The sequence below is a fragment of the Streptomyces sp. NPDC054872 genome (genome assembly GCF_053610705.1).
Genome location: NZ_JBSGYY010000007.1, coordinates 152,889 through 173,700 on the forward strand (window position 1 = coordinate 152,889; position 20,812 = coordinate 173,700).

At 71.6% G+C, this 20,812-nt stretch carries 17 protein-coding genes and 2 tRNA genes; 8 read left to right on the forward strand and 11 right to left on the reverse strand.

Annotated features, from left to right (window positions below):
* Positions 1 to 126 precede the first annotated feature (126 nt).
* Positions 127 to 199, reverse strand: a tRNA-Asn gene (locus ACWGIH_RS11240).
* A gap of 5 nt (positions 200 to 204) precedes the next feature.
* Positions 205 to 277, reverse strand: a tRNA-Asn gene (locus ACWGIH_RS11245).
* Between the two features lie 178 nt (positions 278 to 455).
* Between ACWGIH_RS11245 and ACWGIH_RS11250 the strand changes: the two genes are divergently transcribed.
* The 4 genes from ACWGIH_RS11250 to ACWGIH_RS11265 all read left to right on the forward strand — a co-directional run bounded on the left by ACWGIH_RS11250 (position 456) and on the right by ACWGIH_RS11265 (position 6,071).
* Positions 456 to 758 (forward strand): YtxH domain-containing protein, encoded by a 303-nt coding sequence (locus ACWGIH_RS11250; protein WP_361057864.1) that lies wholly within the window; start codon positions 456 to 458, stop codon positions 756 to 758.
* 62 nt (positions 759 to 820) lie between these two features.
* Positions 821 to 2,260, forward strand: coding sequence for a xylulokinase (locus ACWGIH_RS11255; RefSeq protein WP_453447597.1), 1,440 nt, complete (start codon positions 821 to 823; stop codon positions 2,258 to 2,260).
* Positions 2,261 to 2,418: 158 nt separating this feature from the next.
* Positions 2,419 to 4,152 carry an ABC transporter ATP-binding protein gene (locus ACWGIH_RS11260; RefSeq protein WP_453447595.1) on the forward strand — a complete coding sequence of 578 codons (1,734 nt, stop codon included), beginning with the start codon at positions 2,419 to 2,421 and terminating at the stop codon, positions 4,150 to 4,152.
* Positions 4,152 to 6,071 (forward strand): ABC transporter ATP-binding protein, encoded by a 1,920-nt coding sequence (locus tag ACWGIH_RS11265; RefSeq protein ID WP_453447593.1) that lies wholly within the window; start codon positions 4,152 to 4,154, stop codon positions 6,069 to 6,071. Before ACWGIH_RS11260 ends, ACWGIH_RS11265 begins: the two co-directional genes overlap by 1 nt.
* A gap of 6 nt (positions 6,072 to 6,077) precedes the next feature.
* On the opposite strand, the gene ACWGIH_RS11270 is transcribed toward ACWGIH_RS11265, so the two are convergent.
* From ACWGIH_RS11270 to ACWGIH_RS11290, 5 genes are all read right to left on the reverse strand, one after another.
* Positions 6,078 to 7,400, reverse strand: coding sequence for an RNA polymerase sigma factor (locus tag ACWGIH_RS11270; protein WP_453447592.1), 1,323 nt, complete (start codon positions 7,398 to 7,400; stop codon positions 6,078 to 6,080).
* A 118-nt stretch (positions 7,401 to 7,518) separates the two neighbouring features.
* Complete coding sequence (dnaG, locus tag ACWGIH_RS11275) at positions 7,519 to 9,429, reverse strand: DNA primase (RefSeq protein ID WP_453447590.1); 1,911 nt, start codon at positions 9,427 to 9,429, stop codon at positions 7,519 to 7,521.
* A 43-nt stretch (positions 9,430 to 9,472) separates the two neighbouring features.
* A complete protein-coding gene (locus ACWGIH_RS11280; RefSeq protein WP_453447588.1) occupies positions 9,473 to 10,735 on the reverse strand; it encodes an NAD(P)/FAD-dependent oxidoreductase in 1,263 nt (420 codons plus the stop codon).
* A 141-nt stretch (positions 10,736 to 10,876) separates the two neighbouring features.
* Complete coding sequence (locus ACWGIH_RS11285) at positions 10,877 to 12,190, reverse strand: deoxyguanosinetriphosphate triphosphohydrolase (RefSeq protein WP_453447587.1); 1,314 nt, start codon at positions 12,188 to 12,190, stop codon at positions 10,877 to 10,879.
* A 76-nt stretch (positions 12,191 to 12,266) separates the two neighbouring features.
* Positions 12,267 to 13,193 (reverse strand): sirohydrochlorin chelatase, encoded by a 927-nt coding sequence (locus tag ACWGIH_RS11290; protein WP_453447585.1) that lies wholly within the window; start codon positions 13,191 to 13,193, stop codon positions 12,267 to 12,269.
* 214 nt (positions 13,194 to 13,407) lie between these two features.
* Between ACWGIH_RS11290 and ACWGIH_RS11295 the strand changes: the two genes are divergently transcribed.
* Together ACWGIH_RS11295 and ACWGIH_RS11300 are read left to right on the forward strand one after the other, a co-directional pair.
* Positions 13,408 to 14,100 (forward strand): SanA/YdcF family protein, encoded by a 693-nt coding sequence (locus ACWGIH_RS11295; RefSeq protein ID WP_453447647.1) that lies wholly within the window; start codon positions 13,408 to 13,410, stop codon positions 14,098 to 14,100.
* 214 nt (positions 14,101 to 14,314) lie between these two features.
* A complete protein-coding gene (locus ACWGIH_RS11300) occupies positions 14,315 to 16,459 on the forward strand; it encodes a molybdopterin oxidoreductase family protein (RefSeq protein ID WP_453447583.1) in 2,145 nt (714 codons plus the stop codon).
* Positions 16,460 to 16,528: 69 nt separating this feature from the next.
* Here the strand turns inward: ACWGIH_RS11300 and ACWGIH_RS11305 are convergent, their stop codons facing one another.
* The 3 genes from ACWGIH_RS11305 to cutA form a co-directional block, all read right to left on the reverse strand.
* Positions 16,529 to 16,825 (reverse strand): DUF6355 family natural product biosynthesis protein, encoded by a 297-nt coding sequence (locus ACWGIH_RS11305; RefSeq protein WP_453447581.1) that lies wholly within the window; start codon positions 16,823 to 16,825, stop codon positions 16,529 to 16,531.
* A gap of 212 nt (positions 16,826 to 17,037) precedes the next feature.
* A complete protein-coding gene (locus ACWGIH_RS11310; RefSeq protein WP_453447579.1) occupies positions 17,038 to 17,475 on the reverse strand; it encodes a gamma-glutamylcyclotransferase family protein in 438 nt (145 codons plus the stop codon).
* A complete protein-coding gene (gene cutA / locus ACWGIH_RS11315) occupies positions 17,472 to 17,828 on the reverse strand; it encodes a divalent-cation tolerance protein CutA (RefSeq protein ID WP_453447577.1) in 357 nt (118 codons plus the stop codon). The genes ACWGIH_RS11310 and cutA overlap by 4 nt, the downstream gene beginning before the upstream one ends.
* Before the next feature lie 168 nt (positions 17,829 to 17,996).
* On the opposite strand from cutA, the gene ACWGIH_RS11320 reads away from it, so the two are divergent.
* Positions 17,997 to 18,713 carry a hypothetical protein gene (locus tag ACWGIH_RS11320; protein WP_453447575.1) on the forward strand — a complete coding sequence of 239 codons (717 nt, stop codon included), beginning with the start codon at positions 17,997 to 17,999 and terminating at the stop codon, positions 18,711 to 18,713.
* Positions 18,710 to 20,119 (forward strand): ATP-binding protein, encoded by a 1,410-nt coding sequence (locus tag ACWGIH_RS11325; RefSeq protein WP_453447573.1) that lies wholly within the window; start codon positions 18,710 to 18,712, stop codon positions 20,117 to 20,119. The genes ACWGIH_RS11320 and ACWGIH_RS11325 overlap by 4 nt, the downstream gene beginning before the upstream one ends.
* A gap of 13 nt (positions 20,120 to 20,132) precedes the next feature.
* Here the strand turns inward: ACWGIH_RS11325 and ACWGIH_RS11330 are convergent, their stop codons facing one another.
* Positions 20,133 to 20,771 (reverse strand): NADPH-dependent FMN reductase, encoded by a 639-nt coding sequence (locus ACWGIH_RS11330; RefSeq protein ID WP_453447571.1) that lies wholly within the window; start codon positions 20,769 to 20,771, stop codon positions 20,133 to 20,135.
* Positions 20,772 to 20,812: the final 41 nt, after the last annotated feature.

A 20,812-nucleotide genomic window follows, 5' to 3' on the forward strand; every position in this document is an offset into this window, starting at 1 on the left:
GCTCATACGATCTCCTGCTTCGGATGGTCGGCATCGCTCGACCATGAGGACCGCAGGGCTGCCCCGATGGTTCCACCAGGCACGAAAAAGGACCCTTGAGAGCAGTCTCAAGGGTCCTTCTCACAGCTCTCCCGACTGGACTCGAACCAGTAACCTGCCGGTTAACAGCCGGCTGCTCTGCCAATTGAGCTACAGGAGACCGAGCTCCCCCGACTGGACTCGAACCAGTAACCTGCCGGTTAACAGCCGGCTGCTCTGCCAATTGAGCTACAGGGGATCGTCTCGTTGCATCGAACGCAGCTACCTGGGAACTCTCCAGGCGGCGGGCGGTCGCTGCGACACATACATTAGCGCAAGCAGGGGGGTGCTCCGCCAATCGGTATCCCCACCGCCCGCACAGGGCAGCAGACGAGCGAACAGACGATCGATGCCGACGCAAGGGAAGGGTGGCAGCCATGCGCTACCGGCTCACATTCGTCGCGGGAGTGGCTCTCGGGTACGTGCTCGGTACCCGGGCAGGCCGCGAGCGCTACGAGAAGCTGAAGAAGTCCGCCCGCGAGTTCGCGCAGAACCCGGCGGTGCGCAACACCGTGGAGTCCGCGACGCAGCAGGGCCGCGACGTGGCGGGCAAGGCCTTCCACTCCGTGTCCGAGAAGGTCGGGGACCGGGTCCCGGACTCGGTGGCCGACCGGGTGCGGTCGCTGCGCGAGCGCGGGCAGGGCAGTGGTGAGGACGACTGGGGCACCAGCAACACGTGACCGGGGCGGCTCCTGGGAGCTGAGGTACGGGTCACGTCGCGCGGTGCGGCAGAATTCCAGGCATGGGGATAGTCGCAGGGTTGGACAGTTCGCCCGATTTCACGCGCATCGTGGTCTGTGACGCGGACACGGGCGCCGTACTCAAGCAGGGCTATGCCCCGCATCCGACGGAGGGCCCCGATGGAGGCGGCCGTCCGTCGGACGTGGATCCGCAGGCCTGGCTGCTCTCGCTCGGTGAGGCGGCGGGCGGCGGACTGCTCGAAGGCGTACAGGCCATCGGCGTCTCCGCGCAGCAGAACGCGGTCGTCCCCCTGGACCAGCACGGCAACACCGTGCGGCCCGCGCTCGTCGGCAACGACCGGCGGGCGCAGGTCGCGGCCGCCGACCTGATCGACGGCCTCGGCAGCCGCGAGGCCTGGGCGCAGGCCGTCGGCTGCGTCCCGCAGGCGGCGCACCCCGTGACGAAGCTGCGCTGGCTGGCGAAGAACGAACCGGAGGCGGCGCGGCGCGTCGCCTCTCTCATGCAGGCGCACGACTGGCTGGTGTGGCAGCTCCTGGGACGGCCCGCGCGGCGCACGAGCGACCGGGGCGGGGCCTCCGGCACCGGTTACTGGTCGGCGGCGACGGGCACGTACCGCCCCGATCTCGTCGAACTCGCGCTCGGCCACCAGGCGATGCTGCCCGAGGTGATCGGACCCGCCGAGGCGGCGGGGACGACGCCCGAGGGGCTGCTGATCTCGGCGGGTACGGGCGAGACGATGGCGGCGGCGTTCGGGCTCGGGGTCCAGCAGGGCGACGCGGTCGTCTCGCTGGGTGCTTCGGGGTCCGTCATGGCCGTGCACCACGAGGCCCTGGTCGACGCGAGCGGGACGATCACCTCGCTCGCGGACGCCACCGGCATGCATCTGCCCGTGGTGCACACGCTGAACGCCGTGCGGGTGCTGCGCGGCGCGGCCGAGATGCTGGGGGTGCCCGATCTGGAGGGGCTCTCGGAGCTGGCCATGAAGTCGACGCCGGGTGCGCACGGGCTCGTGCTCCTGCCGTACCTGGAGGGCGAGAAGACGCCCAACCTGCCGCATGCCGCGGGCACCCTGACCGGCCTTCGGCGTGAGTCGATGCGGCCGGAGCATCTGGCGCGGGCGGCCTTCGAGGGCATGCTGTGCGGGCTCGGGGACGCGCTGGACGTGCTGCGGGCGCGGGGCGTGGAGGTGCGCCGGGTCTTCCTGCTCGGCGCGGCGGCCGAGCTGCCCGCGGTGCAGGCGGCGGCGCCGATGCTGTTCGGCACGCAGGTCGTGGTGCCGCAGCCCGCGGACTACGCGGCGATCGGCGCGGCGCGGCAGGCGGCCTGGGCGCTGAACGGCCAACTGCCGCACTGGCAGGGCGCGGCCGCGCAGATCTTCGAGCCGGGCGAGGAGCACCCCGTGGGGCAGGCGGTGCGGCAGCAGTACCGGACCGTGCGCGAGCAGACACACCCGGGGGCGTTCGCGGCGAGCGGATTCTGAGGGCGCCCCGCTCAGTCGCGGGGCGTACCCCGGGTTCACCAAGTTCTTTACCCGGGCAATTTTTTTACCGGGTCATGGCTTAATCGGTTGCGCACACCGGGGTGCGGTACCGGAGTATGGGTGCGCCCACGCCAGCGCCCCGCCTCTCGAGAGACCCCGTGCTCATACGACTTCTGCGGGCCCACCTCGGCCCGTACAAAAAGCCCATCGCCCTGCTTGTGCTGCTGCAGTTCCTGCAGACGTGCGCCTCGCTCTATCTGCCCACGCTCAACGCCGACATCATCGACGAGGGTGTCGTGAAGGGCGACACGGGCTACATCCTGTCGTTCGGCGGCATCATGATCGCCGTCACCGTCGCCCAGGTGGTCTGCAACGTCGGTGCCGTCTACTACGGCGCCCGTACCGCGTCCGCCCTCGGCCGCGACGTCCGGGCCGCCGTCTTCGACCGCGTGCAGTCGTTCTCCGCACGGGAGTTGGGACAGTTCGGCGCGCCGTCGCTGATCACTCGGACCACGAACGACGTCCAGCAGGTGCAGATGCTGGTCCTGATGTCGTTCACGCTGATGGTGTCGGCGCCGATCATGTGCGTCGGCGGCATCATCATGGCGCTCGGCCTCGACGTACCGCTCTCGGGCGTCCTGGTCGCGGTCGTGCCCGTCCTCGCGATCTGCGTCAGCCTGATCGTGAAACGCCTTCGGCCGCTCTTCCGCACCATGCAGGTGCGCCTGGACACCGTGAACCGTGTGCTGCGCGAGCAGATCACCGGCAACCGCGTCATCCGCGCCTTCGTCCGCGACGCGTACGAGAAGGACCGCTTCCGGAAGGCCAACGCCGAGCTGACCGACGTGTCGCTCGGCACCGGCAGGCTGCTCGCCCTGATGTTCCCGATCGTCATGACCGTCGTGAACGTCTCGTCGATCGCCGTGGTGTGGTTCGGCGCGCACCGCATCGACAGCGGCGGCATGCAGATCGGGGCGCTCACCGCGTTCCTCGCGTATCTGATGCAGATCGTGATGTCCGTGATGATGGCCACCTTCATGTTCATGATGGTGCCGCGCGCCGAGGTCTGCGCCGAGCGCATCGAGGAGGTCCTGGACACCGAGAGCAGCGTGGTGCCCCCGGCCTCCCCCGTGACGGAGTTGCGGCGCCACGGACACCTGGAGATCCGCGACGCGGGCTTCCGCTACCCCGGCGCCGAGGAGCCCGTGCTGAAGGCCGTCGGCCTGGTCGCGCGGCCGGGTGAGACGACCGCCGTGATCGGGTCGACCGGCAGCGGCAAGTCGACACTGCTCAGCCTCGTGCCGCGGCTCATCGACGCCACCGAGGGCGAGGTCCTGGTGGACGACGTGCCCGTGCACACCATCGGGCCCGCGCTGCTCGCGAGGACCGTGGGCCTGGTGCCGCAGAAGCCGTACCTCTTCGCCGGCACGGTCGCCACCAACCTCCGCTACGGGAACCCGGACGCGACCGACGAGGACCTCTGGCACGCCCTTGAGGTCGCCCAGGCCAAGGGCTTCGTCGAGAGCCTGGAGGAGGGCCTGAACGCGCCCATCTCGCAGGGCGGCACGAACGTCTCCGGCGGGCAGCGCCAGCGCCTCGCGATCGCCAGGACCCTGGTGCAGCGCCCCGAGATCTACCTCTTCGACGACTCCTTCTCGGCCCTGGACTACGCCACGGACGCCGCTCTGCGCGCCGCGCTCGGCCGCGAGACCGCCGAGGCGACCGTCGTGATCGTCGCCCAGCGCGTGGCGACGATCAGGGACGCCGACCGCATCATCGTCCTGGACGAGGGCCGGGTCGTGGGGACGGGACGCCATCAGGAGCTGATGGAGAGCAATGAGACCTACCGGGAGATCGTGCTCTCCCAGCTGACGGAAGCGGAGGCCGCGTGATGGCCGGTCCGGGCGGACAGATGATGGGGCCGGACTCCCGGTCGATGGACTTCAAGGGATCGGGCAAGCGACTCCTCGCGCAGTTCAGGCCGGAGCGCACCACGATGTACGGGATGGTCGCCGCCGGAGTGCTCAGCGTGGCGCTCACGGTGCTCGGCCCGAAGATCCTCGGCAAGGCGACCGACCTGCTCTTCGCGGGCATCGTCGGCCGTGACATGCCGGACGGCGTCACCAAGGACCAGGCCATCGAGGGCCTGCGCGACAAGGGCGACGGCGGCATGGCCGACATGCTCTCCGGGGTCGACTTCACGCCGGGCCGGGGCATCGACTTCGACGCCGTGGGCGAGGTGCTGCTGCTCGCGCTCGGCGTGTTCCTGGTCGCGGGACTGCTGATGATGATCTCGACGCGGCTCTCGAACCGCGCCATCAACAAGACCGTCTTCCGGATGCGCGGCGACGTCCAGGAGAAGCTGTCGCGGCTTCCGCTGTCGTACTTCGACAAGCGGCAGCGCGGTGAGGTGCTCAGCCGGGCGACGAACGACCTCGACAACATCGGCCAGACCCTGCAGCAGACCATGGGCCAGCTGGTGAACTCCCTGCTCACCATCATCGGCGTACTGGTGATGATGTTCTACGTCTCGCCGCTGCTCGCCCTGGTGGCGCTCGTCACCGTGCCGCTGTCGTTCTTCGTGGCGACGAAGGTCGGCAAGCGGTCGCAGCCGCAGTTCGTGCAGCAGTGGAAGTCCACCGGCAAGCTCAACGCGCACATCGAGGAGATGTACACCGGGCACAACCTGGTGAAGGTCTTCGGGCGTCAGGAGGAGTCGGCGAAGGCCTTCGCCGAGCAGAACGACGCGTTGTACGAGGCCGGGTTCAAGGCGCAGTTCAACAGCGGGGCCATGCAGCCGCTGATGTTCTTCATGTCGAACCTCAATTACGTGCTCGTGGCCGTGGTGGGTGGCCTGCGGGTGGCGTCCGGCGCGCTGTCGATCGGTGACGTGCAGGCCTTCATCCAGTACTCGCGGCAGTTCTCGATGCCGCTCACCCAGGTCGCGTCGATGGCGAACCTGGTGCAGTCCGGTGTCGCCTCCGCCGAGCGGGTCTTCGAGCTGCTCGACGCCGAGGAGCAGGAGGCCGACCCGGTGCCCGGGATGCGTCCCGACCAGCCGCGCGGCCGGGTCGAGATGGAGAAGGTCTCCTTCCGCTACGAGAAGGACAAGCCGCTCATCGAGGACCTGTCCCTGAAGGTCGATCCCGGCCACACGGTGGCGATCGTCGGTCCGACCGGCGCGGGCAAGACCACGCTGGTCAATCTCCTCATGCGGTTCTACGAGGTCACCGGCGGGCGCATCACGCTCGACGGGGTCGACATCGCGAAGATGTCGCGCGACGAACTGCGGTCCGGCATCGGCATGGTGCTCCAGGACACCTGGCTGTTCGGCGGCACCATCGCGGAGAACATCGCGTACGGAGCGCCCAAGGACGTCACCCGCGAGGAGATCGAGGAGGCGGCTCGGGCAGCGCACGCCGACCGCTTCTGCCGCACCCTGCCCGACGGCTACGACACCGTGATCGACGACGAGGGCACCGGGGTGAGCGCGGGGGAGAAGCAACTGATCACGATCGCGCGGGCGTTCCTGTCCGACCCGGTGATCCTGGTCCTCGACGAGGCGACCAGCTCGGTCGACACCCGTACGGAGGTGCTCATCCAGAAGGCGATGGCGCGGCTCGCCCATGGGCGGACCTCGTTCGTCATCGCGCACCGGCTGTCCACGATCCGCGACGCGGACACCATCCTGGTGATGGAGAACGGGTCGATCGTGGAGCAGGGCACCCATGACGCCCTGCTGGCCGCGGACGGTGCGTACGCGCGGCTGTACGCGGCTCAGTTCGCGCAGGCCGTGGCCGAGGTCGACTGAGCCCGCTCAGTCGAGGTAGCCGCGCAGCTGGTCCGCGAAGGCGTGGTCCCGCAGCTTGTTGAGGGTCTTGGACTCGATCTGGCGGATGCGTTCGCGCGTCACGCCGAAGATCCGTCCTATCTCCTCCAGGGTGCGGGGCCTGCCGTCCGCGAGGCCGTAGCGCAGCTGGACCACCTTGCGTTCGCGCTCGCCGAGCGTGGAGAGGACCGCCTCCAGGTGCTCGCGCAGGAGGAGGAAGGCCGCCGACTCGACGGGGCTCGTCGCGTCGCCGTCCTCGATGAGGTCGCCGAGCGCGACATCGTCCTCCTCGCCCACGGGCGCGTGCAGCGACACCGGTTCCTGGGCCAGGCGCAGCACCTCGCTGACCCGCTCGTGCGGCAGGTCGAGGTGCGCTCCGACCTCCTCGGGGGTCGGTTCGTAGCCGCGCTCCTGGAGCATGCGGCGCTGGACGCGGACGACGCGGTTGATGAGCTCCACGACGTGCACGGGGACGCGGATGGTGCGGGCCTGGTCGGCGAGGGCCCGCGACATCGCCTGGCGGATCCACCAGGTCGCGTACGTGGAGAACTTGTAGCCCCGGGCATAGTCGAACTTCTCGACGGCCCTGATCAGGCCCAAATTCCCCTCCTGGACGAGGTCGAGCATGGTCAGTCCGCGCCCCACGTACCGCTTGGCCACGGAGACGACCAGGCGGAGGTTGGCCTCGATGAGGCGACGCTTGGCCATCCGGCCGAGGACCACCAACTTGTCGAGGTCGAGCGCGAGTTGTGAGTCCAGGTCGGAGGCGAGCCGCAGCTTCTCCTCCGCGAACAGGCCGGCCTCGACGCCGCGCGCCAGTTCCACTTCCTCCGCCGCGGTGAGCAGGGGGATCCGGCCGATCTCGCGCAGGTACTGCCGGAACAGGTCGGAGGAGGGGCCGCCGGTGTCGGCACGGCCGCGGGGGGCGGGCGGCAGGGGCAGTTCGCTGCTGTCCGGTTCGAGTGCCTCCGGTGCCTCCGGGGGTTCGGGGGCGGCCTCCGCCTCGGGACTCTCGGGTCCCGCCTCCGGGTGCCGTGCGGCGCGGCTCTGCGGTGGTACGGCCGCTATGACGCCCGTATCCGCCACCGCGTCCGCTTCCGCGGCGACGGCGGTCTCGGTCTGGCTGAGGGTCTGGGTCTGCACGGGGGCGACCTCCATGATGATCGCTGCTGAGGCGTGCGGCAGCGGTACAGCGGGACCGGCTTCGGCGGCCACGCCGCTGTCCGTCCCGAACACGATGTGTGGAATCGCGGGTGTACCGGATCCGCATCCGCTGTCTGCGGGCCGGCCGCGCTCCGAGGACTCAGGCACCGCAACCCAGTGTGGGGTACGACACACGGCCGCCACGAGGGGCGTGCGGTGACTTTTTGAGTCCGGTGCGTGACCGCGTGATTACCCGACGGGTAACCAGCCGGGCGCCGAACGAACCTCAGAGCGCGTCGGCGCCGCGCTCGCGGAGCGCCTGGGCGTACTGCTGGAGGATCCACAACTCGTTCTGGACCGCGGCCAGTTGTCCGGGATCGCCCTGTGCGCTCAGGCGGGTCAGGCTGCCCTGGACGTCGCGGATACGGCGGTCGACGGCGCGCAGCCGGACCTGGACGAGCTGGATGCCCGCGTAGATCTCGTCCACCTGCTTGCGCAGGATCGCCTCGACGGCCAGCTCGGTGACCATGGCGCGGACCGTGTCGTCCGGCGCGGCGTCCAGGACGCGGGCGAGGTAGGTCTGCGGTTCGGGGATGCCCGCCTCGGCGCCGCCCGCCTCCTCGACGCACTGGCGCACCGCCGCGTACGGCGGCGCGGTGAACTCGTCCACGCCGTACGCGTCGAAGGCCGGGGAGACCAGCTCCGGGCGCTGTAGGGCCAGCTTGAGCAGCTCGCGCTCGGTGCGGTGGGCGGGGCTGCGCAGGGTGAGCGCGGGGCCCGAGGGCCCCGAGGGCGCCGAGGGTCCCGAGGACGCGTACTGCTGGTGCTGCGGGCGCTGCTGCGGGGCCGGGCCCCGGCCGCCCCGGTCGCGGGCCCAACGCGCGAGCTGGGCCACGCGCTTGACCACGAACTGGGTGTCCAGGATGCCGAGCATCCCGGCGAGCTGGACGGCGACCTCGTGCTGCGCGCCGCTGTTCTTGATGCGGGCCACGACCGGCGCCGCCTCGTCCAGGGCGGCGGCGCGGCCCGCGGGGGTCTCCAGGTCGTAGCGCGCGACGATCTGGCGCAGCGCGAACTCGAAGAGCGGCGTGCGGGGTTCGACGAGGTCGGCGACCGCCGAGTCCCCCTTGGCGAGGCGCAGCTCGCAGGGGTCCATGCCCTCGGGCGCGATGGCGATGTACGTCTCGGCGGCGAACTTCTGGTCGTCCTCGAAGGCGCGCAGGGCGGCCTTCTGGCCTGCCGCGTCACCGTCGAAGGTGAAGATCACCCGTGCCGAGCCGTTGTCCATCAGGAGGCGGCGCAGGATCTTGATGTGGTCGCCGCCGAAAGCGGTGCCGCAGGTCGCGATGGCCGTCGTGACACCGGCGAGGTGGCAGGCCATGACGTCCGTGTACCCCTCGACGACGACCGCGCGGGAGGTCTTGGCGATCTCCTTCTTGGCCAGGTCCACCCCGTAGAGCACCTGGCCCTTCTTGTAGATCGGCGTCTCGGGGGTGTTGAGGTACTTGGGGCCGTTGTCGTCGTCGCGCAGCTTGCGCGCGCCGAAGCCGACGACCTCGCCGCTGATGTCGCGGATCGGCCACATCAGACGGCCGCGGAAGCGGTCGATGGGGCCGCGGCGGCCCTCCTGGGAGATGCCGGAGAGGACGAGCTCCTTGTCGGTGAAGCCCTTGCCGCGCAGGAACCGGGTGAGGTGGTCCCAGCCCGCGGGGCTGTAGCCGACGCCGAAGTGCGCGGCGGCCGCCTGGTCGAAGCCGCGCTCGGCCAGGAACTTGCGGCCGATCTCGGCCTCGGGGCTCTCCAGCTGGTCCACGTAGAACTGAGCGGCGATCTTGTGGGCCTCGACGAGACGGATGCGCTCGCCGCGCTGGCTCGTGGGGTTGTACCCACCCTCCTCGTACCGCAGGGTGATGCCCGCCTGGGCGGCCAGGCGCTCGACCGTCTCCGAGAAGGTGAGGTGGTCGATCTTCATCACGAAGGCGATCGTGTCGCCGCCTTCCTGGCAGCCGAAGCAGTGGAAGAGACCCTTGCTCGGGCTGACCTGGAAGGACGGTGACTTCTCGTCGTGGAAGGGGCACAGGCCCTTGAGGTTGCCTCCGCCCGCGTTCCGCAGCTGGAGGTAGTCGGAGACCACGGCGTCGATCGGGACCGCGTCCCGAACCGCCTTCACGTCCTCGTCATTGATCCTGCCTGCCACGTAGGAATACTACGGCCCTGCTGTGACACTCCCGCCCGGCCCGTCACCCGAGCAGCGACTCCAGGGGGACGGACGGGTCGGAGAGGGACTCGGCGGGCGGTCGCGCGCCCGCGCGGATCAGCTTCTGGATCGGGTCCGTGACGTCCCACACATTCACGTTCATCCCGGCCAGGACCCGGCCCTCGCTCAGCCAGAAGGCGACGAACTCCCGCTTCCCCGCGTCGCCTCGGACCACGACCTGGTCGTACGTACCCGGCGGCGCCCACCCCGAGTACTCCAGGCCCACGTCGTACTGGTCCGAGAAGAAGTAGGGCACACGGTCGTAACTCACGTCCTGGCCGAGCATCGCGCGGGCCGCGGCCGGACCGCCGTTCAGGGCGTTCGCCCAGTGCTCCACGCGCAGCCTTGTGTCGAAGAGCGGGTGCTGGACGGCGGCCACGTCGCCCGCCGCGAAGATGTCCGGGTCCGAGGTCCGCAGCGAGGCGTCCACCACGACACCGCCGCCGTGCGCGCGGTCGGCGATCTCAAGGCCCGCCGCCTCGGCGAGGCCGGTGCGCGGGGCCGCGCCGATCGCGGCGAGCACGTCGTGCGCGGGGTGCTCCTCGCCGTCGTCCGTGCGGGCGGCGAGGACCAGGCCGTCCTCCCCCGCGATCTCGGTGAGCGTGGCGCCGAAGTGGAAGCGGACCCCGTGCTCGGCGTGCAGGTCGGTGAACATCTGGCCGATCTCGGGGCCGAGGACCGCGTGCAGCGGGGTGGCCTGCGGCTCGACGACGGTGACCTCCGCGCCGTACGTCCGCGCGGCGGCGGCGACCTCGAGGCCGATCCAGCCGGCTCCGGCGATCACCAGGTGGCCGTTGTCACGGCCGAGACCGGCCAGCACCTGACGCAGCCGGTCGGCGTGGGCGAGGCGGCGCAGGTGGTGCACGCCGACCAGGCCGGTACCGGGGACGTCGAGGCGGCGCGGCTCCGCTCCCGTGGCAAGCAGGAGCTTGTCGTAGTGGATGACGTCGCGGTCACCGAGGCGGACGGCCTTGGCCTCGCGGTCGATGGAGACGACGGTCTGGCCGAGATGCAGCTCCACGTCCGACTGCGCGTACCAGGAGGGTTCGTGGACGAAGACGCTGTCGCGCTCCTCCTTGCCCAGGAGATACCCCTTCGACAGGGGCGGGCGCTCGTACGGGTGGTCGCGTTCGTCGCCGATGAGGATCACCCGGCCGGTGAAGCCCTCCGACCGGAGCGTCTCGGCCGCTTTCGCGCCCGCGAGACCTCCTCCGACAATGACGAACGTCTGATCCGCGTCGACCACTTGATGCCTCCTCAAAGCCTTGCCGTCAGGGGAGCGTCCCGCACGGAGCGTGATGGGGGAAGGGGTTGCGGCCCGATCCGGCCAGTTTTCGTCACGCCCCGTGGTCGATCGACTCATACCGCATATGTCAGGCCCTCTGGGTCAGGGCTGTCTCGCCGTGAGCCGCGCGTGCAGGGAACGCGCGGCGGCGTCCGTGAGGGACGCGATCTGGTCGACGACCACGCGCAGGGCCGCGCGGTCGTCGGGCGCCGTGTCGTACAGCGCGCGGAACTGCGGGTCGAGTCCTTCGGGGGCGCGGGCCGTGAGCGCCTCGGCCAGCTCGGCGACGACGATCCGCTGGTCCGCGCGCAGCCGCTCCTGGGCGGGGCGCTGCATGACATACCGGTCGGCGACGGCCTTGAGGACCGCGCACTCGTGGCGGGCCGCGCGCGGGACGACGAGTTCCGCCGCGTACCGCGTGAGGGGGCCCTTGCCGTACCGCAGGCGGGTGGCGGTCTCGGCGGCGAGGCAGAAGCGGCCGATGAGCTGGCTGGTGGCGTCCTTCAGGCGGCCCTGGGCGATCGCCGAGCCGTCGTACCCATGAGGCCACCACTCCTGGTCCAGGAGGCGGTCGAGGGCCTCGGAGAGCTCTTCGGGGTCGGTGTCCGCCGGTACGTACCGCCCTATCGCGACGGCGAAGATGTCCCGGCGCTCGGGCTCGGCGTGCAGGAGGTTCGGGTCGAGGTGCCCGGCGTGCAGGCCGTCCTCGATGTCGTGGACCGAGTACGCCACGTCGTCCGACCAGTCCATGACCTGGGCCTCGAAGCAGGTGCGGCGGCCGGGGGCCTCCTTGCGGACCCAGTCGAAGACCGGCCGGTCGTCCTCGTAGACCCCGAACTTGGGCGAGTCCGGGTCGGTGGGGTGAGCGCCGCGCGGCCAGGGGTACTTGGTGGCGGCGTCCAGCGCGGCCCGGGTCAGATTGAGCCCCACGCCGACCAGTTCGTCCGTCTCCTCGCTGCGCACGAAGCGCTTCGGCTCGATGCGGGTGAGGAGGCGCAGGGATTGGGCGTTGCCCTCGAAACCGCCGCAGCTCTCGGCGACCTCGTTCAGCGCCTGCTCGCCGTTGTGGCCGAAGGGCGGGTGGCCCATGTCGTGCGAGAGGCAGGCGGTCTCCACCAGGTCCGGGTCGCAGCCGAGGGCGGCGCCGAGCTCGCGGCCGACCTGGGCGCACTCCAGGGAGTGCGTCAGGCGGGTGCGGGCGCTGGCGTCCCACGCCTCGTTGCTGCGCGTGCCGGGGGTGACCACCTGGGTCTTTCCGGCGAGGCGGCGCAGCGCCGAGGAGTGCAGGACGCGCGCGCGGTCCCGCTGGAAGGCGGTGCGCCCCGGCCTCTTGTCGGGCTCGGTGGCCCATCGCTCGACGGCGGCCTTGTCATAGGCCGCCTCTTCGTCGTACGCGTGCGGTGCAGTGCCTTCCATGCACCGACAGTAAACGCAAGCAGTGACAAAGAGGGCTTCAGGGCCCCTCGGTGGCCGACAGGCGACGGTCAGGCTGTCAGGCGGAGGTCAGCTGACGGGGCGGCAGGTGCGTGGCGGGTGAGGTCGGTGAGGTCGCGCGGGCCTTGTCGTAGCGGTGCAGGAGGAGGTGGGCCATCGCCGGGTGGTCGCCGAGCGGGGCCGACGCGATCCAGGGGGCGGCCTCGGCGCACTGCGTGGCGAAGCGGCCGGGTGCCGTGAAGTACGAGGCCACGGCGGTGCGGTGACGGCCGCGGGCGGCGAGGGTGCGGACCGCGGCGGGCACGCTGAGCGGGGCGGCCGCGGTCGGCGTGGCGTACGCGGGAACCACCGGTACGCCGAGCCGCTGGGCGAGGAGGTCCGCCGTGCGCCGGGTGTCCGCGGCGGAGTCGGGGTCACGGGAGCCGGCCGCGGCGAGGACCACGCCGCCGGTGCGCCGGGCCGCCCGGCCGGACCCGGCCGGCCAGCCCGCTTCGACGAGCCGGTCGTGCAGCGCGTCGACCAGCAGGGGGTGCGGGCCGAGCGGGGCGGCGAGGCGCGTGTCGAGGTGCGGCGCGAGGGCCGCGGCCTCGGGGATGTCGTGCTTGACGTGGTAGCCGCGGCTGAGCAGCAGCGGCACGAGGACGGCGGAGTCGGCGGAACCGTCCGCCCCGTCGAGGGTGTCGCCGAGCAGGGGTTCGTTCAGCTCGATGTGGCCGAGACGCACGGTGAGGCCGGGCCGCAGCTCACGGACCCTTGCGAGGAGCGCCGTGACGGTGGCGAGGGCGCGGGGGTCACGGCTGCCGTGGGCGACCACGACGAGGTCGGGCGCCGGTGCGGGGCGGCGCGGGGCGGGGCGGCGCCTGCCGTCGAGCGAGACGAGGGCGAGCTGGCTGCCGAGCTGGGTGGTGATCCGGTTCATGATGTGCGCCGTGCTTTCGGGAGGGGTGCTGCCGGACTCATCGCGAAGAGGGTTCGACGGCGTCATGGACCGAGGATGGCCGTGCCGCATTTCGGTCGCGTTGCGCGCCGGTGACGGGTCCTTTCGGCCTGGCTCACCGACGGCGGTGGCTCGTTGTCAGAGCGCTGCCGAAGCTGTCGTCGGCGGGTTGTCGGTGGCGTCGCTTACCGTTGGGGCAGTGATCGGATCCGGGGGGATCCGGCTCGGGGTACGGGGGGACGGGATGAGGCGTCCGGAGTGGATGCGTCCGCGGTGGAAGCGTCCGGAGTGGATGCGGGTGCCGCGGACACGGCAGGGGCAGCGGCGGGCCGTGCAAACCCTCATGGCCCTCTGCGTGGTGGCGCTGCTGCCCGCGACCTGGCTGTTCGTGACGGCGGAGGGGCGGTTGCGCACGACCGCCGACGTGCCCCGCACGCGGGTCGCGGTCGTCTTCGGCGCCGGGCTGTGGAAGGGCGAACCCTCGCCGTATCTCGCGCACCGCCTCGACGCGGCGGCCGAGTTGTACGAGGCGGGGCGGATCGAGGTCGTCCTCGTCACCGGGGACAACAGCCGCGAGGAGTACGACGAGCCGGACGCCATGCGCGCGTATCTGACCGAGCGCGGCGTGCCGGGACGGCGGATCGTCAGTGATTACGCGGGTTTCGACACGTGGGACTCCTGCGTGCGGGCCAAGAAGGTCTTCGGCGTGGACCGGGCGGTGCTGATCAGTCAGGGCTTCCACATACGCAGGGCCGTCGCGCTCTGCCGCGCGGCGGGCATCTCGTCGTACGGCGTCGGGGTCGACGCCAAGCACGACGCGACCTGGTACTACGGCGGCGCGCGGGAGCTGTTCGCGGCCGGCAAGGCGGCGCTCGACTCGGCGTTCCATCCGGATCCGCGGTTCCTGGGGCCCCGGGAGCCGGGCGTGGACCTGGCGCTTGCCGCGCCTCGCTAAGCCTGGCCCCTGGGCCTTGAGCAGGGGTGCGTCTGCCTTCTCCCGGTCGTCCTCCGGGTGCCGGTTGTGGTCCGTCCTCGCGCAGTTCCCCGCGCCCCTAAAGGGGCACGACGACCGGCTCACAGCAGGGTGCGGGCAGCGCTGAGGTCGGCTTACCGCGTGTGTAACGCGATTGCGTCGGGGGGCGTAACAAGTCCGGCGGACGCTGGGCCGTATGCACACCAAGGCGACACCGACCCACTGTCCGTACTGCGCGCTGCAATGCGGGATGGGCCTGACCACCGGCCCCGGCGGGATCGAGGTCGTGGAGCGTCCCGAGTTCCCCGTGAACGGGGGCGCGCTGTGCGGCAAGGGCCGCACGGCGCCCGCTGTGCTCTCCTCCCGGGTGCGCCTGACCGAGCCACTCATCCGATCCCACGCCACGGGCCGGCTCGAACCGGCCACCTGGGAGGAGGCCGTCGGCCGGGTCGCCGAGGGGCTGTCCCGCATCCGTACGGAACATGGCGCGGACGCGTGCGGAGTGTTCGGCGGCGGGGGGCTGACCAACGAGAAGGCGTACGCCCTGGGGAAGTTCGCGCGGGTGGCGCTCGGCACGTCGCAGATCGACTACAACGGCCGCTTCTGCATGTCGTCGGCGGCAGCGGCGGGGCAGCGGGCCTTCGGACTCGACCGCGGTCTGCCGTTCCCCCTGGAGGACATCCCGCGCACCGGCTGCGTGATCCTCGTCGGCTCGAACCTCGCCGAGACGATGCCGCCCGCCCTGCGCTACCTGACGGAGCTGAAGGAGAACGGCGGAAAGCTGATCGTCGTCGACCCGCGCAGGACCCGCACCGCCGAGCAGGCCGACCTGCATCTGGCGCCGCGTCCCGGCACCGACCTCGCCCTCGCGCTCGGCCTGCTGCACCTGGTGGTGGCCGAGGGCCGGACGGACGAGGCGTTCATCGAGGAGCGCACCAGCGGCTGGGAGGACGCGCGGGCGGCGGCGATGGCGCACTGGCCGGAGTACGTGGAGCGGATCACCGGCATCCCCGTGCCCCAACTGCGGGACACGGCGGAGATGTTCTGCGACGCCGAGACCGCGATGGTGCTCACCGCACGCGGACCCGAGCAGCAGTCCAAGGGGACGGACACGGTGGGCGCGTGGATCAACCTCTGCCTGGCGACCGGCAACGCGGGCCGCCCGCTGGCCGGGTACGGCTGCCTGACCGGGCAGGGCAACGGCCAGGGCGGAAGGGAACACGGCCAGAAGGCCGACCAGTTGCCCGGCTACCGCAAGCTGACGGACCCGGCGGCACGGGCCCATGTGGCGGGGGTGTGGGGCGTGGACCCCGACTCGCTCCCCGGCCCGGGGCGCTCCGCGTACGAACTGCTCGACGCGCTCGGCGGGGACATCAAGGCCCTGCTCCTGATGGGCTCCAACCCGGTCGTCTCGGCGCCGCGCGCCGCGCATGTGGAGGAGCGGATCCGGTCGCTCGACTTCCTGGCCGTCGCGGATGTGGTGCTCTCGGAAACGGCCCAACTGGCCGATGTCGTCCTGCCGGTGACGCAGTGGGCCGAGGAGACGGGCACGGTGACGAACCTGGAGGGGCGGGTGCTGCTGCGCCGCAGGGCGGTGAGCGCTCCCGACGGCGTACGCAGCGACCTGGACGTGCTGCACGGTCTCGCCGCCCACCTGGGCCACGAGAAGGGTTTCCCGACGGACCCGGAGGAGGTCTTCGAGGAGCTGCGCCGGGCGAGCGCGGGCGGAGTGGCGGACTACTCGGGGATCTCGTACGCACGCCTGAAGGAAGGCAACGGGGAGGGGGTGTTCTGGCCCTGTCCCGCGAACGAGGGCGCCGAGCACGGCCCGGAGCAGGGAGAGGGGGCGTCCGGGGACGAGGCCGGGACGGATGCCGAGCACCCCGGCACCCCGCGCCTGTTCCTCGACCGGTTCGCCACCGAGGACGGGCGGGCGCGGTTCGTGCCGGTGGCCCACCGCGGCGCCGCCGAGGAGCCGGACGCGGAGTATCCCGTGCTCCTGACCACGGGGCGGGTCCTCGCGCAGTACCAGTCGGGGGCCCAGACCCGCCGTGTCGACGAGCTCAACTCCGCCGCTCCAGGACCCTTCGTGGAGCTGCATCCGCGGCTCGCCGCACGCCTTGAGGTCGAGGAGGGCGAGCCCGTGACCGTCGTCTCGCGGCGGGGGCGGGCCGTCGCCCCGGCGCGGATCACCACCGCGATCCGCTCCGACACGGTCTTCATGCCGTTCCACTGGCCGGGCGAGGGCCGGGCCAACTCCCTGACCAATCCGGCGCTCGACCCGGTCTCACGGATGCCGGAGTTCAAGGTGTGCGCGGTGCGGCTCGAACGGGCCCATTGATACGCGCATGACCGCGCGGTGAATCGCGTGGTCATGCGCGTGGTCAGCGGGCGGGGTCAGCGGTGAGGTTCAGCAGGTGCGTCCGACGTAGTGCGCGCCCTGGATCTTGCTCGCCGAACCGAGCCAGAGCTTGCCCGGGCCCACACAGCGCTCGTAGTCGGGGGCCATGGCCACCTCCACCTTGATGACGACGTTCGAGCCGTCGCCCGTGCAGTGGTTGTAGAACGCGTCGCTGCCCGTCTCGTAGAAGCCGCAGGGGTTCATGACGGCGGCCGGGGCGTGAGCGGACGCGGCGGCCGCCACGGGGAGTCCGAGGGTGAGGGCTACGGCGCCGACGAAGGCCGGCAGCGAACGGCGAAGATTCATGGCGAAACTCCTGCTGAGGACGTGGTGCTCACGCACCGACTCGCGCACCGACTGGTGCACACGGAGAGTGCCACAGCCGCAACCCTCGGTGATCATGCGGTTCACCCGGGTCGCTCGCACGGGTGATTGTGTCCACCAGATCGAGTGCGCAGGTGTTTGAGCTGCGCACAGCGCGTCGCGGCGTGATCCTGCTGGTGAGTGGCGGCCGCGCCTCACCTGCCGGCCCGGAACGACACCCAGTCCCCTCCCCCGATCACCGCCCCCGAGGCGCGCAGCCTCGCCGCAACGCGCGGCGCCGCCACGTACACCCAGGCGCTTGCCGGGGCCCCGTCCAGGAGGATCACCTCGCGCTCCACGCGCTCGTACAGGTTGCGGGGGTCGCCCGGCGCGTACTCCTCCAGCACGTCGAGGCCGGCGAGGAGCCGGTCGTACGCGGAAGGGGTCGCCGTGATCAACTCGCCGTGCACAGGGCCGCCTCCGGGGCCCTCCACGAGGTACGGATAGCCGGGCCCTTCGTAGAGAACCGCCCCCGGGAGCCGGGCCGGCCGCTCCGCCTCGATGCTGCCGCGGAGATGGACGTCGTGGTTGTGCTCCCCCGGCCGCAGCGTCCCGTACACGAAGAACGGCAGCCGGCCCCCCGCCCGGATCATCCGGCCGTCTCCTGCTCCACCCACTCCAGGTAGGCGGCGTTCCCCCGTACCACCGGCGTCGCGATGATCTCGGGGGTGTCGTAGTCGTGGGCCTCGGTCAGCCAGGTCTCCAGGGCCTCGTACCGAGCGGCGGCCGTCTTGAACAGGATCTGCCACTCGCGGGCGGTCTCGACGGCACCCTCCCACCGGTAGACGGAGGTGACGGGCCCGACGATCTGCGCGCACGCGGCGACCCGGGCGGCCACCGCCCCGCTCGCGAGGTCCTCCGCCTTCTGCGCGGTGTCGGTCGTGGTCAGCACGGTGAGCACCGCTGCCTGTCCGGACTCGGAACCGGTTTCGTACGTCGACGTCATGCGCCGATTCTCCCCGGACCACCGGGCGAGCCCGGGGGCGCCGACTCAGGGCCAGGGGCCACCGGCCAGGCCGAAGGTCCTGAATAGCGCGTTTCCGGCCAGCATACCCCTGTCTGTTACACAACGTCCCGTTATCCGTGACGCGCGCTTCCTACCGTCGATGGAGCCATGAACCTTTCCTGTCCTCACCGCCGCCTCCTGCGCCGTGCCGCCGTCCTCACCGCCACGGCGGCCGTCGTGCTGGCCGGATGCGGCAGCGTGGACGGGCTCGATGCCGGTGAGCCCGCGCCGTCCGTGTCCGTGCAGCCGCGCCCGCAGCCCCTCTGGCCCGCCTGGTCGAGCACGTCCCCCGAGGCGCCCGGCGCCGACACCGCCACCCACCAGCCCCCGCCCGAAGCCCTGAAAGAGCTGCCGAAGCTGGGCAAGGGCGGACTCCGCACGGAGGACTTCCGCGAGATCCTGCGGGCCGATCCGCGGATGAAGCCGCTCGCCGACCGCGGCGAGATCGACCGCCCCGGCCAGGCCGGACTGCGTCCGCCGCTCCTGACGGACCTCACCGGTGACGGGCGCCCCGAGCTGCTCGTGGCCGCCGACACGGAGAGCGGCCGCAGCGTCCTCTCCGTCTACCGGGAGCGCGAAGGACGCGTCTATCCGGTCCTGTTCACCTCCGGCAGGCGCGTGAGCATCGAGACGCTCGGCAAGGACCTGCTGGTGCGCAGCTCGTGCGCGGACGGCGGCCAGCAGGCCGTGCGGTTCCACTGGGACGGCGTGCGGATGTCGACGGTGAGCGACACCAAGAACTACAAGAAGGACACCGGCTCCGGCGGCTCCCCCGCTCCGGCGCCCACTCCGGAGCCCTCACGCGGCACGGACGGACCGAGATGAGAGGCGTCGGGCGGCGCGCCCGCGCCGCGCTCAACGCCCTCGGTCTGCGCTGGAAGATCGCCGCGCTGCTCGCGCTCGGCTGCGCTGTGGTCGCCGTCGCCATCGGGGTCCTCGTCCACCAGGCGCGGCTGGAGCAGGTATCCGAGAGCGCCAGGTCGGGGGCGACCGCGCAGCTGGTGCGGGTGCGTCAGCTGTACGAGCTGACGGGACAGGTCGACACCGCAGGAGACGCCCGTACGGACGCCGCCCTCGACGCGCCCGATCTGCCGGCGTCGCTGCGGGCCGCCGCTCTGGACGGGCGGCGCACCACGTATCTCGACATGGGCGCCGGGCACCCCGTCGTGTGGGCGGCGCGCCCGGTCGGTGACCATGTGCTCTCGGTCCGCGAGCCGCTGGCCGAACAGGCCGCCGAGATGGCCGAGTTCGACCGGCAGCTGCTGGCCTCGGGGGCCGTCGTCGTCATCCTCGCGGCACTGGGCGGCGCCGCGCTCGCCAGCCGGCTCAGCCGCGAGTTGCGGACCGCGGCGGCCACCGCGCGCCGCATCAGCCAGGGCGATCTGGACGCCCGTATCAACCATCCGCGCGTGCCGGGCAGCCGGCCGGGCAAGGACGAGGTGGCCGAACTGGCCGCCGCCGTCGACACGATGGCGGCGTCCCTGCAGCAGCGCATCGAGGCCGAGCAGCGCTTCACCGCTGACGTCGCCCATGAGCTGCGCACCCCGCTGACCGGCCTGCACACCGCGGCCGAACTGCTGCCGCAGAGCCGCCCCACGGAGCTGGTGCGCGACCGGGTGCTCGCCCTGCGCACCCTCACCGAGGACCTGCTCGAAGTGGCACGGCTCGACGCGGAGATGGAACGCCCCGACCTGGGCACGCATCCGCTGCGCGCCCTGACGGAAGGGATCGTGCAGCGGTCGGGATGCACGGTGCGGTTCGCGGCGGCGAGCGGGGCGGACGGCTCGGACGCTCACTCGGACCCACACTCGGACCCGCCCGCGGGCTTGGGCTCGGGCTCAGGTTCACATGCAGACTCGGACTCGGGCCGGCGCGCAAACGCGGACCTGCACTCGGATACGGGCGACACGCTCGTACGCACCGACGCGCGCCGTCTGGAGCGGATCATCGCCAACCTCGTCGCCAACGCCCGCAGGCACGGGGCCGGCCCGGTCGACGTGCGGGTGGCCGGGCCCGTGGTCACCGTCAGCGACCACGGTCCCGGCTTCCCCGAGCATCTCCTCAGGGACGGCCCGCGGCGCTTCCAGACCGGCGCCCGCGAGCGCGGTCAGGGCACGGGCCTGGGCCTGACCATCGCGTTCGGCCAGGCCCAGGCGATCGGCGCGCGGGTGGAGCTGCGCAACGCGGCGGGCGGCGGCGCCGTGGCGACGGTGCGCCTGCCGGAGGCCTGACCCCGGCTGTCCCTCAACTGCCGTAGGGGCGGGCCTCCTTGGCGCTGCGGAGGGCCCACGCCCACCAGTTGAGCTGGTCGAGCATCGACTTGGCGGCGGCGTTCGCGGCCGTCGGGTCCTTGTGGGTGCCGTCGTCGGCGAAGAGGGCGCCCGCGTTGTGGAAGGAGACGGTGTCGCGAATCGTCATGGTGTGCAGCTCGGCGAAGACCGGGCGCAGGTGCTCGACCGCGCGCAGGCCACCGGAGAGCCCTCCGTAGGAGACGAAGGCGAGGGGCTTGGCCTGCCACTCGGCGTTGTGCCAGTCGATGAGGCTCTTGAGGGAGGCCGGGTAGGAGTGGTTGTACTCGGGGGTGAGGACGACGAACGCGTCGGCGGCGGCCAGCTTCGGGGTGACCTTGCCGAGCTCGGCGAGGGTTTCGGGCGACGGGTTGAAGGAGAGCGCAGTCGGCAGCTGGGAATCGGCGAGGTCGATGACGTCCGCCTCGAAGTCCGCCCGCTCCCCGATCCGCGCGAGCAGCCAGTCGGCGACGATCGGCCCGAAGCGGCCCTCGCGGTTGCTCCCGATGATGACGGCGACGCGCAGGGGTGCGGCGGAGGCGGCGGAAAACGTGGCGGTGGACGCGGAATCAGCGGCATTCGTGTTCTGGGTCATGAGACGACCCTCGTTGCTCAACCTAGGTTGAGGTCAAGCGG